Source organism: Pleurocapsa sp. CCALA 161, from assembly GCF_003003995.1.
GTDB lineage: Bacteria > Cyanobacteriota > Cyanobacteriia > Cyanobacteriales > Xenococcaceae > Waterburya.
This window is the reverse complement of record NZ_PVWF01000067.1, coordinates 15,938-27,979: the sequence shown is the minus strand read 5'-3', so window position 1 is coordinate 27,979 and position 12,042 is coordinate 15,938. Positions and strand designations below refer to the sequence as shown.

General features: G+C 41.2%; 14 protein-coding genes. 5 read left to right on the top strand and 9 right to left on the bottom strand.

Annotated features, from left to right (window positions below):
* From C7B62_RS15955 to C7B62_RS15935, 5 genes are all read left to right on the top strand, one after another.
* On the top strand, nt 1-1,520 hold a 1,520-nt coding region (locus tag C7B62_RS15955), incomplete at its 5' end, for an alpha-amylase family glycosyl hydrolase (protein WP_106238681.1).
* Between the two features lie 316 nt (nt 1,521-1,836).
* The gene (gene nadA / locus C7B62_RS15950; protein WP_106238678.1) at nt 1,837-2,799 is read left to right on the top strand and encodes a quinolinate synthase NadA; all 963 of its coding nucleotides are present in this window, start codon (nt 1,837-1,839) and stop codon (nt 2,797-2,799) included.
* A 158-nt stretch (nt 2,800-2,957) separates the two neighbouring features.
* Entirely contained in the window at nt 2,958-3,737 is a 780-nt protein-coding gene (locus C7B62_RS15945) for an HAD family hydrolase (RefSeq protein ID WP_106238694.1), read from the top strand.
* Nucleotides 3,738-3,889: 152 nt separating this feature from the next.
* Nucleotides 3,890-4,093 carry a cold-shock protein gene (locus C7B62_RS15940; protein WP_106238675.1) on the top strand — a complete coding sequence of 68 codons (204 nt, stop codon included), beginning with the start codon at nt 3,890-3,892 and terminating at the stop codon, nt 4,091-4,093.
* Between the two features lie 124 nt (nt 4,094-4,217).
* The gene (locus C7B62_RS15935) at nt 4,218-4,466 is read left to right on the top strand and encodes a hypothetical protein (RefSeq protein WP_106238672.1); all 249 of its coding nucleotides are present in this window, start codon (nt 4,218-4,220) and stop codon (nt 4,464-4,466) included.
* A 235-nt stretch (nt 4,467-4,701) separates the two neighbouring features.
* On the opposite strand, the gene C7B62_RS15930 is transcribed toward C7B62_RS15935, so the two are convergent.
* The 9 genes from C7B62_RS15930 to rplM all read right to left on the bottom strand — a co-directional run bounded on the left by C7B62_RS15930 (nt 4,702) and on the right by rplM (nt 12,027).
* On the bottom strand, nt 4,702-5,769 hold the full coding sequence (locus C7B62_RS15930; RefSeq protein ID WP_106238668.1) for a hypothetical protein: 1,068 nt from the start codon (nt 5,767-5,769) through the stop codon (nt 4,702-4,704).
* Nucleotides 5,770-5,890: 121 nt separating this feature from the next.
* On the bottom strand, nt 5,891-6,841 hold the full coding sequence (locus C7B62_RS15925) for a succinylglutamate desuccinylase/aspartoacylase family protein (protein ID WP_106238665.1): 951 nt from the start codon (nt 6,839-6,841) through the stop codon (nt 5,891-5,893).
* Nucleotides 6,842-6,868: 27 nt separating this feature from the next.
* Nucleotides 6,869-7,798 carry a 30S ribosomal protein S6--L-glutamate ligase gene (gene rimK / locus C7B62_RS15920; RefSeq protein ID WP_106238661.1) on the bottom strand — a complete coding sequence of 310 codons (930 nt, stop codon included), beginning with the start codon at nt 7,796-7,798 and terminating at the stop codon, nt 6,869-6,871.
* 41 nt (nt 7,799-7,839) lie between these two features.
* Nucleotides 7,840-8,316 (bottom strand): RimK/LysX family protein, encoded by a 477-nt coding sequence (locus C7B62_RS15915; protein WP_233219999.1) that lies wholly within the window; start codon nt 8,314-8,316, stop codon nt 7,840-7,842.
* 339 nt (nt 8,317-8,655) lie between these two features.
* Nucleotides 8,656-9,357 carry a ribonuclease III gene (rnc, locus tag C7B62_RS15910; protein WP_106238687.1) on the bottom strand — a complete coding sequence of 234 codons (702 nt, stop codon included), beginning with the start codon at nt 9,355-9,357 and terminating at the stop codon, nt 8,656-8,658.
* Nucleotides 9,358-9,561: 204 nt separating this feature from the next.
* Nucleotides 9,562-10,671, bottom strand: coding sequence for a peptide chain release factor 1 (gene prfA, locus C7B62_RS15905; RefSeq protein ID WP_106238658.1), 1,110 nt, complete (start codon nt 10,669-10,671; stop codon nt 9,562-9,564).
* A 109-nt stretch (nt 10,672-10,780) separates the two neighbouring features.
* Nucleotides 10,781-11,032: a 50S ribosomal protein L31 gene (rpmE, locus tag C7B62_RS15900; protein WP_106238656.1), complete on the bottom strand. Its 252-nt coding sequence runs from the start codon at nt 11,030-11,032 to the stop codon at nt 10,781-10,783.
* 131 nt (nt 11,033-11,163) lie between these two features.
* Nucleotides 11,164-11,571 (bottom strand): 30S ribosomal protein S9, encoded by a 408-nt coding sequence (rpsI, locus tag C7B62_RS15895; protein ID WP_106238652.1) that lies wholly within the window; start codon nt 11,569-11,571, stop codon nt 11,164-11,166.
* A gap of 3 nt (nt 11,572-11,574) precedes the next feature.
* Nucleotides 11,575-12,027, bottom strand: coding sequence for a 50S ribosomal protein L13 (gene rplM, locus C7B62_RS15890; protein ID WP_106238649.1), 453 nt, complete (start codon nt 12,025-12,027; stop codon nt 11,575-11,577).
* Nucleotides 12,028-12,042 lie beyond the last annotated feature (15 nt).

The following is a 12,042-nucleotide window of genomic DNA, read 5'->3' as shown; positions in this document are numbered from 1 at the left end:
ATGGTAAATATGAATACAAGTTTAGAGTCAGATCTTTAAGTTGGTTTTTGGAATCAGATGAATGGGTAGATATAGTCGATCCCTATGCAGTCAACATTGCCCCAGCAAGTCAAAATGGCACGATCACTATCAAAGACGGTGAAATTATAGTTGATAACTACGTCTGGATGCACGATGACAAGCCTTTACCCGCAGACCATGAACTAGTTATTTATGAACTGCATGTGGGGGATTTTTCAGGTGGAGAAGATGATCCAGATGCTAGAGGTAAATATCAAAATGTAGTTGATAAATTAGATTATCTAGTGGACTTGGGCATCAATGCGATCGAACTTATGCCCGTTAATGAAAATCCAGGAGAATACAGTTGGGGCTATAGTCCTCAACATTTTTTTGCTGCGGAGTCAAATTATGGGTCTACTGATGAACTTAAGCACTTGATTGATGAATGTCACGGTAAAGGTATTCGCGTAATCTTAGACGGAATTTACAACCACTCCAACACTGAATGTCCTCTAACACAGATCGATCACGACTATTGGTATCATCATTCTCCTACCGATCCTGATAATAGCTGGGGTCCAGAGTTTAACTACGAAAAATATGACGAGCTTTTAGATGTTAAACCAGCTTGGAAATTCGTAGGTGATAACGTCAAGTTTTGGATTAGTGAATATCACATCGACGGTATTCGTTACGATGCCACTAAACAAATCGCCAATTATGATTTCCTACACTGGATTGTCGCTCAGGCTAAAAAACATGCAGGCATGAAGCCTTTTATTAATATTGCCGAGAACATTCCTGAAGATCCGTCGATTACTAATCTTGATGGCCCAATGGATAGCTGTTGGCACTACAGCTTCTATGCTAATGTGATGGCTTATATTTGTGGCGATCGCTACGACCAAGAAGAATTAAAAAACATGTTGGATTGTAAACGTTCTGGCTTTATGGGTGCAACCAACGTGGTTAACTATTTGAGTAATCATGACCACCAGCGCGTGATGGTGGAGTTGGGAAATCGCGGGATTGTTGGGGAAGCTGCTTTTAAACGAGTTAAGCTGGGAGCAATTCTTATGCTGACTGCCGTTGGTATTCCTATGCTGTGGATGGGTCAAGAGTTTGGCGACTATAATCCTCTTAGTCAAGAAGCTAGCAAGATTGATTGGACATTATTAGCAGGGGAGCTTAATCAAAATCTGTTTGTTCATTACAAAGGTCTAATTGACCTGCGTAAACACAATCACGCTTTATATACGGAAAATATTGAATTCTTCCATGAAGACCCAGAAGTCAAGGTAATTGCTTACACTCGTTGGAATGGTGAAGGTTCTCGCGTTGTCGTTGTGGCGAACTTCTCCGACCAATATCTAGCTGACTATACTGTCCCGCATTTTCCTGCTGATGGTACTTGGCATGAATGGACTGGTAACTACGATCTTGAAGCCAGCGATCGCCAAGTCACTATCGATCTGCCTGAATATGAAGCGCAAGTATTTGTTTATCAATCTGAGTAAATTACTCGTAGGAAGAGGAGACAATTGCTCATTGCTTATCTTCATTGCTCAGCATTTTTCGCTATGAGGATAAGCGATCGCCTACAGTGTTAAATCCATGCTTCTATACCTAGATGGGTTTGAGCTTGGATATGTATTTAGACTTGCTGACTTTTTTAGAGATACCTTTTAAAACAACTGATAACTGATAGTTTTATTATTTTAACTGCCAACACCAAAGCAAATAATGGTGCTATATACTATAATCTAATTATAGTAAAAATTACTATAATTATTGATTAAATTAAATTTTAAAACTTATTAGGATCTAAAAATCATGTTTACCGCAGCTAAACCAAAGCTTAATCCCTACGAAATTCCTAGCGATTTGTTCGGCGCAATTAAGGAACTAAAACAAGAGCTTAATGCCGTAATTTTGGCTCACTATTATCAAGAAGCTGATATTCAGGATATTGCCGATTATTTAGGCGACTCTTTGGGGCTATCACAGCAGGCTGCTAATACTGATGCGGAAGTGATTGTTTTTGCTGGAGTGCATTTTATGGCGGAGACGGCAAAGATTTTGAACCCCGACAAACTTGTGTTGCTGCCAGATTTAGAGGCGGGTTGCTCCTTAGCGGATAGCTGTCCTGCCGATGATTTTAGAGCTTTCAAAGCCCAACACCCCGATCATATTGTTATCTCCTATATCAACTGTACTGCGGAAATCAAGGCTCTGAGTGACATTATTTGTACTAGCTCAAATGCCGTTAAGATCGTCCAGCAGATTCCTCAAGCTCAACCAATTATCTTTGCTCCAGATCGTAATTTGGGTCGTTATGTGAGCGAGCAGACAGGCAGAGATTTAGTATTGTGGGACGGTAGCTGCATCGTTCACGAAACCTTCTCCGAAAAAAGAATGATTGAATTAAAAGTCGAGCATCCATCCGCCGAAATTATTGCTCACCCTGAATGCGAACCCCCCTTATTACGCCACGCAGATTTTATCGGTTCAACTACCGCCTTATTAAACTACGCTCAACAAAGTTCCAGTGACAAATTTATCGTGGCTACTGAACCAGGTATTATTCATCAAATGGAAAAAGCTGCTCCTGAGCGACAATTTATTCCCGCACCAGGGATGAATAACTGTGCCTGTAACGAATGCCCTTATATGCGATTGAACACGCTAGAAAAGCTTTATCTGGCGATGAAAAATAAAACCCCTGAGATCACGTTACCTGAAGAGATTCGTGTTCGTGCATTGAAACCAATTCAAAGAATGTTAGCAATGTCTTGACATAATCCTGTGGTTTGTATTCGTAATAACTATGAATGAAAAATTGTGGTGAAGGGATTTATCAATGAACGCGCGATCATTTAACATTGAACAATTGATTATTAATTAGTTTTAAGATCTTTTCGTTCACAAGTCCGTGATTTTTGAGCGCGGCTGTAATTATGTCTCGACTTCCAGATATTTTGGCGTTAGATTTCGATGGTGTGGTTTGTGATGGTTTGCTGGAGTATTTTGCCACTACTAAACAAACCTATCAGCAAATATGGTCGGCAGAAGTTGACGACAGTTTTGCCCCCAGCTTTTACCGTTTGCGTCCCGTGATCGAGACAGGATGGGAGATGCCAATTTTGCTTAGAGCATTGGTATCAGGAATATCTGAAGCAGAAATTTTAAACAATTTTAAGGCGATCGCCATCCAGATTACCGAAGCGGAAGGACTATCAAAACAAGCGGTAGTGCAGAAACTAGATGGGGTTAGAGATGACTGGATTAAGCATAATTTTGCTGATTGGTTGAGCCTACATCGATTTTATCCTGGAATGATCGAGCAATTAGGTCAGATTATTAATTCAGCAGTCAAACTCTATATTGTCACCACCAAAGAAGGGCGTTTTGTTAAGCAGCTACTGCAACAGCAGGGTATAGATTTACCCGCAGTGCAAATCATTGGCAAGGAAAGTAAACGTCCCAAGTATGAAACCCTGAGAATTCTCAGGGATAGACACCAACAGCCAGGAGAAAACATTCAGATTACCTTTGTTGAAGATCGTCTTCCCGCTTTACAGCAGGTGGCACAACAAGAGGATCTCCTGTTTGTCGAGTTATACTTAGCAGACTGGGGCTATAACCTAGAAGGCGATTGCATTTTGGCTGCTCAAGATCGGCGGATTAAACTTTTATCTTTAGAGCATTTTTGCCAGGATTTAGCTAGTTGGTAGTAATATTTAAGCTAATCTGGCTATTGTCTCTAAAATGCAGTTTAGAGCCTTTTAAAAAGATTAGTCTCTTTTGTTGTTAAATACCTTTGTTTAGCAGAATGTTACGATACAACTTAACTTAACCAGACTAATTCTAGGGAATAAATTAGAGTATGAGTACAGGTACCGTGAAGTGGTTTAATACAGACAAAGGATTCGGGTTTATCACTCCAGACGATGGGGCGAAAGATTTGTTTGTACATTTTTCTGAAGTCAAAAGTGCGGGCAATGCAGTACTTGATGAAGGACAGAAAGTAGAATATGAGATTGGAGAAGGTAAGAAAGGTCCTTGTGCAACAAACGTCAGATCAATCTGATGATTTTGATGATAATTTCAATTTGCCCTAAACTGCGGATTTTTGCTGAAGACTGACATTAACCCAATTAAACTTCTAATGTCTGTTTACTGGCTAATCAATTAAAATAATCCAGAGAAATAACATGTTGCCTATCGTTCAGAATTTAATTACAGTTGGTGAATCTATTGATTTTAATACGGCAAGTAACGAAGAAATAGTATCAGCCTATAGCGAAATTTTGCCCCCCAATGCAGAAGAATTAATGGGATTAAGAAAAAAACTTCAAAGGATTAAGCTTACTTTATCTAAAACTCCTAATATGGGCTGGTCTCAATTTGGTAGTTTGATGGGTCGAGAATTTCAAGAGTCTCTTTATAAATCAGAAACATAAAAAACTAGTTGCTGATTGAAGCTTACTGGGCGATATGTCCTAAAGGATACACCCTTAGGGAATCCTTTAAGGCTAGTCCTTCAGGAGTCTTGGGGGAAACCCCCAAACTAAGCGGGACAAGCACCCAACTAAGCGGTGTTTACATCGCTTAGTTCGATGCAAGCCCCATGAGCCATCGCTTCAAGAATTAGTTAATCAAAAGCGTAGTCTATCTCCTGGAAAACCACTGTAAGATTCAACCAAGGTTTGAATATTTGATTTGATAAGGAATTTCTTCTACAGGCAAGCACTCGCTATCAAGATTGTCATAGGTAAGCTGAAGTCTTTTTTCTCCTGCGTATTTAACCAACTTTCCGCTATAAAACTCGGCTTTGCTGCCCAGACTTTGAATACGCACCTTGCCATTAAAGACAGTTGCTCTAGCTAAATAAATAACCAAATCATCTCTGGAGGGACGATTAACCGTAGTACTGGCAGTCAAATGGGCTAGTCCTCGTTCATCTATCTCTTGAGTCATAGCCATTGCCGTATTGCGAATACCTTTAATAGCGACAATTGCCGCAGCGACTGCCATGGTAATATCTGTACCGTTATCGGTAACAATTTTTCGCGTCGAAAGATATTGAAAGTTTTTCTCCCCCAAATCATCGCGAATGCGCCGATGGATCATATTATGAGGGCGATAATCAGCTAGCGCCCCCACGATCGCACCACAGGCATGGCGAGGCTCACGCCAAGGTGATTCACGAGTTTTGCCATAAATGCGCTGATCTCCTTCCTCTAAACGCCCCACATGAGTCTTTAAATCTGTCGCCACTAAGACCATCGATTGAGAATTGCCTTCATACAGTCTACGGCGAAGTGGTTCATCCATCTGATGGGCTACAGTAACATGAGCTAAAGTTGCCCCGTTATCTGTCCCGCCTCCAGCGGGGAAAAATGCCTCCAGCTTAAGTTCGCCAATTTCCGATAGGGTAGCAAAGCGCGATGCTACCACATCTCGATAGCGTTTGGTAACTTCTCCCTGGTGAATGCGATCGCCACAGTTGGTATAGGCTAAAGTGGTAACTACGCTGGGCAAGCTCAAGTCTGCGCCACAGATCCGCATATCGGTATCACTAGAGGCCGCAAACTGTAGTTCGTCTCTAAGCAACTGTAAGCCGTTGATTAAAGCATAGCGATCGCTGACAATTTCGTTCAGATAATTATGGTAGGCATTCCTTTCCATCCCAAAACTGGCGGGAAGTTGCCAAAACTGATCGATTCGTTTTTGGGCGGACTCGGCATCAAAAGTAAGAGACATAGAGTAATGAGCAATGAGTAATCTCGACAGTTTACTCAACGGGGGGAACCCCCGCAACGTAACTGTCTCGCAATGAGCAATGAACAGAGTATACGATCTGGTTTTTAAGATCATCAACCGATTAAATAATTGCCAGATGAACAATCCCATCGCCTTGATTAACTAGTGGGTTCTGAATATGACTAATCACGATACCTTCAATGGTGGTGCGGATGGGAACTCTTCTTTCACCAAAGGCATTAGTGATATAGCCTAACTCTTGCTTTCTACTGACTCGATCTCCCAGATTGACCAAAAGATGAAAAAGACCACCACAAGACGCTCTAATCCATTTGCTTTTTTGTGCCTGAAGAGACGAGCCGATAGAGGGAACAAGTTCATCTTCATACATTTCTAAATGCTTCATTACGCCAAAAATCCCTGAAATACCAACTTTGATCGCTAGAGAATTGAGACGCAAGGCTTCTCCCGCTTCATAAAGCAGTACAGGAATACCTTTTTTAGTCGCTGCGTGACGTAAAGAGCCGTCTCTGGAACTGGACTGCATCATTAATGGTGCGCCAAAGGCTTGAGCGCAATGATAAGTAGTTTTGTCTTCTAAGTTGGCTCTAATTTGAGGTAAATTAATGCGATGTACCGCAGCAGTATGAAGATCGATGCCATAATCACTCCGTTCGACAATTTCTCGCATAAACAAATTAGCCAGTCGAGAAGCAAGAGAGCCATTTTCTGAGCCAGGGAAAGAGCGATTTAAATCTCGGCGATCTGGTAAGTAGCGCGATTGTTCGATAAAGCCAAAAACATTGACAATAGAAACTGCAATAATTGTTCCCCTCAGCTTTCGGGGATCGATTCTACTCAACACTCTCGCAATAATTTCCACTCCGTTTAGTTCATCACCATGAATCGCTGCACTCAGCCAGAGAGTAGGTCCTGGCTCAATACCGTTAACGACAGTAATCGGCAGGGAAACTAGGGTTTTAGTGGCCAAACGGCTTACGGGCAACTCAAAACGGCGTAATTGTCCTGGTGCTATGGTTTCTTTGGCAATTTCAATAATATTATCTGACACAAAATTTACGGTTGAGATCTCAGACTCCTAGTATCTAATGCGATCGCGAAATGTGCCAGAGGAATGATCTGGTTCTTCTGTTTGTTCGGCATTTTTGGTAATAAATTCAATTATTTTACCTGCCACATCAATTCCCGTCGCGCTTTCAATTCCTTCTAACCCAGGGGAAGAATTCACCTCCATAACTACAGGTCCATGATTAGAACGCAATAAATCAACTCCAGCAATTTTTAATCCCATCGCTTTAGCAGCTCTAATTGCTGTATCTATTTCTTCGGCAGACAATATAGCTTCTTCAGCGTTCCCCCCACGATGGAGATTAGAACGAAATTCCCCTTCTGCACCCTGCCGTTTCATACCAGCGATCACTTGACCTCCCACCACGAAACAGCGTAAATCTGCTCCCCCAGCTTCTTTAATAAACTCTTGAACTAAAATATTGGCATCCAAACCACGAAAGGCTTCAATTACTGATTTAGCTGCCTGATAGGTTTCTGCTAGCACTACGCCAATACCTTGAGTTCCTTCTAAAAGTTTAATCACCAACGGCGCACCACCAACGGTTTCAATTAACCCATCAATATCTTGAGTAGCATGAGCAAATCCTGTAATTGGTAAGCCGACTCCTTCTCTCGCTAAAATCTGCATCGAACGTAGTTTGTCTCTACTACGAGAAATTGCCTGGGATTGATTAGGACTAAAAACATCCATTACTTCAAACTGCCTGACTACCGCAGTGCCATAAAAAGTTTTCGATGCGCCAATGCGGGGAATAATGGCATCAAAATTTTCTAGTGGCTGACCTTTATAGACAATCGTGGGCTTTTTAGACGTAATATTCATATAGCAGCGCAGATAATCAACTACCCTCATATCATGCCCCTGCTGTTGCCCTGCTTCTTTTAAGCGCTTGGTAGAGTAAAGATGAGGGTTCTGCGAAAGAATTGCTATTTTCATATTGCCAATTACGATAAATTTGATCGGGGCTATTTATATTTTTATGGTTTACGACGACTTTGAAGAAAAGAACCGCCGGGATCGACTAAAAACTTATTGCGTACAGCTTGTCTACCCAACAGCATCCGAAAGCCCATCACATCTCTATTGGTTAGAGATAGTTCGATCGCCCAGATATCTTGACCTACTTCAATCTGAGTTTTGATCACTGGTCTCAATTGAGCTGTTCCTCCAGAGTTGCGTATTTTGCGATATTCCAATAATTCCGCTTCGGTGGTAATTATGGTTTGATCGTCACGCTGTAGAGGATGAATTTCAAAGCGAATGATTTTTTTGCCCTTTTGCGATCGCTCTTGAATATTAAACGCATGAATCGCCGAAGATCTTGCTCCTGTATCAATTTTTGCCTTAATTCTGCCAATTTTTAGCTGAGGTAAAGCGACGAATTCTCGCCAGCCAATAATTTTACTAGCTGAAATCAATTCACTAGTATCTTTGCGGTTGTAATGATCAGACACAAAAATATAATTCTATTTTAGGTTGGTTGCAATTGTTCTATTCAATCAATTCAATGATTTTCAGCAATTCGGCTGAAGCTATTTATGGCAATTATCTGTATATTATAAGTATCTAATATGATTGCTTTTATCTATTGTTTTAAGCGATGATAACATTAAGCACCATATCTGATAAGAAAAAGGCATCAGCGATCACTGATACCTCTGGAGTCCCACGAACTGTAATGTACCAAAATTTGGTACTTATACAGGATAGTCTGAATTGTCTCCTGTAATGTGTAAAATCGTACCATTTTTCGATAATTTTGTTCAATGTTGATTTTATAGGGCAGTATTGGGTTAATTTATCTTAGTCCAAGCTGCCTCGGCTGCTCTCTTTTCTGCTTCCTGTTTACGACGATCTTTGCCAATACCGTATATTTTGCCCTGAATTGATACCTGAGCCGTAAATTCTTTGGCGTGGTCTGGTCCAGATTCGGCAATAATTTGATATGTAGGTTTGGTTTGATAATTAGCCAATGCCCACTGCTGTAGGCGATTTTTGCTATCAATAAAGGTTGCTTGAGGTTTTGCTAATGCTGCTACAGGAGAATCACTAAAGTCATTAACTAGTTGTCTGGCTAGGGGTTGGAATATTTGCCGAATATATGCGCCAACAGCCTCTATTCCTGTATCTAAAAAATATGCGCCGATGGTGGCTTCAAAAGTGTCATTGAGCAGAGAAGGATTAATTCTGCCACCATCTTTATCCGTACCTTTCCCCAAGCGCATAAGTTTTCCTAGACCAAATTCCGCTCCTAGCTGTCCCAGCTGCTTTTCATCAACTAATCGCGATCGCATATGAGTTAGTTGGGCTTCATTGATTGTCGGATACATGCTGTATAACATCTCGGCAATCACAAATCCTAATACCGCGTCACCCAAAAATTCTAGCCGTTCATTATCGCCTGAAACTCCAGGATTTTCGTTAGCATAGGAACTATGAGTTAAGGCTAGTTCAAACAATTTAGAGTTATTGAATTTAGGTAATTTATGCTGCATTCTACTCAATAATCCCAGTCTAATTAAACCAATAATTTTAATTAAAAAGCGATCGCCATTCACAATTACGCTGACAATTGCAGTTCTGATAAATTAATTGCTTCACTATTAATCCAAGTTGCTAGTTAACCAGAGTCTCCAAGTCATCAATCGAAAACAAGCAAAGCCCCGAAGGATTTGCCTAAAGGGTTAACATTGCCTCCACTAATTTGAGATCTGGGCAGTATCAGTGGATTGAGCTAATTCTTCTAGCCGATCTTGTTGATCTTGAGAAATACAGGATTGAACCATCACATCGATGTCCCCTTCTAAAGCGTTAGCCAAAGGAAAGTTTTTGCCCAAACGATGATCGGTAATGCGATTGTCTTTATAGTTGTAGGTACGGATTTTCTCAGAACGTGAGCCTGTTCCTACCTGTGCGAGTCTTAAACCTCGGACTTCTTTTTGCTGTTCTGCTAGCTTGATGTCGTATAGTTTGGCTCGTAAAATTTGCATAGCTCGCTCTCGGTTTTGCAGTTGCGATCGCTCTTCCGTACAAAAAATTCTGATTCCTGTCGGCTTATGGATCAAATCCACCGCCGTCTCTACCTTGTTGACGTTTTGCCCCCCAGCACCACCAGAGCGCGCCGTTTTTAGCTCAATATCTTTTGGATCAATATGAATTTCCACATCATCTACTTCTGGCATTACAGCAACGGTAGCGGTAGAAGTATGAACTCTTCCACTGGCTTCGGTTTGGGGTACTCTTTGTACCCGATGCACTCCTGCTTCAAACTTGAGCTTACTGTAGACTGAATCTCCCGTAACTTCTAAGATCGCCTCTTTAAAACCTCCCATATCTGCTGCTGACTCACTAAGCAGAAATACTTTCCAGTTTTGAGTTTCCGCATAACGAGAGTACATTCGCACTAAATCACCCGCCCAAATACTGGCTTCATCTCCCCCCGTTCCCGCACGAATTTCTAACATGATGTTTTTGTCATCATTGGGATCGCTAGGTAATAACAAGACTTTGAGTTTCTGTTCGAGCTGTTCGAGCTGTTCTTCTAGTTCGCTTGCTTCCATGCTAGCCATTTCTTTCATCTCAGGATCGCTCGCTTCTCTGAAAATTTCTTTCGCTCCTGCTAGCTCGACCGTTGTTTCTTGCCACTTCTGATAGGTAATAACCGTTTCTTCCAGGGAAGAACGAGCTTTAGCTATTTTTTGTAGTTCATCAGGATTCGTCGCAATATCAGGATCTGCTAGGCGATGAGTAAGTTCTTGGAAAGTTTGTTCTACAGATTTTAATTTGTCTAATAAATATGCTTCTGCCATTGGTTTTCTCTAATCAAAATGGTGATTTACTAAGGAAAATTTATCAAGATACAACAAACCCAGCAGTCAATCAAAACTAACTACTGGGTATATATTTGTCTTAAAATGGCTAATTTTCGGCGTTGGATTCAGCGCTATCTACTTCGCTAGTAGGATCGAGCATCCCGTATTTACGTAAGAAGCGATCGACACGACCTTCGGTATCGATAATTTTTTGCGTACCAGTATAAAAGGGATGATTACCCGACCAAACGTCAACGCTGATCTCTGGTTGAGTTGAACCTACGGTCATTACAACTTCACCGTTACAAATAACCTTGGCATCAGGATACCAAGTAGGGTGTATTTCAGGTTTTGGCATTTTTTAGTTTTGATTGGAGGATTAATTTAATAAATAGCCATTTAGTAATTTAAATTTTAATCTTCATTATCTTAAAAGTGTAGATAATAGATCAACTAATGGCTTATAGCTTATAGCTTATAGCTTAAAAATCATCGTTTCGAGAACTGAGGAGCTTTACGCGCTTTTTTCAAACCGTATTTCTTTCTTTCTTTACAACGGGGATCGCGTGTGAGATAACCTTCTATTTTTAGCGGCTGACGATTGTTGGGGTCTTGTTTGCACAATGCGCGAGCTACACCTAGTTTGACCGCATCTGCTTGACCAGTCAAACCACCACCATGAGCATTAACTAAAATATCGTATTCGCTCTCAAAACCCAAAGTTTCTAAAGGTCCCTTAATCGACATGAGATAGCTGGGAATACGGTTGAAATAGTCTTCTCCAGGTTTACCATTCACTACTAGATTACCCTCACCAGGCACTAAACGTACTCTGGCGATCGCTGATTTGCGGCGACCAGTCGCCCAGTATACTACTCTATCTTGTGTTCCTTCCATGTTTTAGTTACTCTTGGGAATAGTGTTGACGGTTAAAGTTTCAGGATTTTGGGCAGCATGGGGATGATCTGACCCTGTATAAACCTTGAGTTTAGTAAATAGTTTACGTCCCATAGCATTCTTGGGCAACATACCTTTGATCGCTTTTTCCACAATGCGTTCGGGAATACGGTGCTGTAGCTGAGCGAAAGTTTCAGTTTTCATCCCCCCAGGTCTACCAGAGTGACGACGGTATAATTTTTGCTCGTTTTTTCTGCCAGTGACAACAACTTTTTCAGCATTGATGACAATGACAAAGTCACCAGTATCCATGTTAGGTGTGAAGTTGGGCTTATTTTTACCCCGCAGAATCATAGCAATTTCCGTAGCTAAACGACCTAGGCGCTGCCCTTCAGCATCAACTAAGTACCAGTTATGTTCTAGGGTATTTTGGGAGGGGAGGGGAGTTTTGTTCATCTTCCGTGATATTAT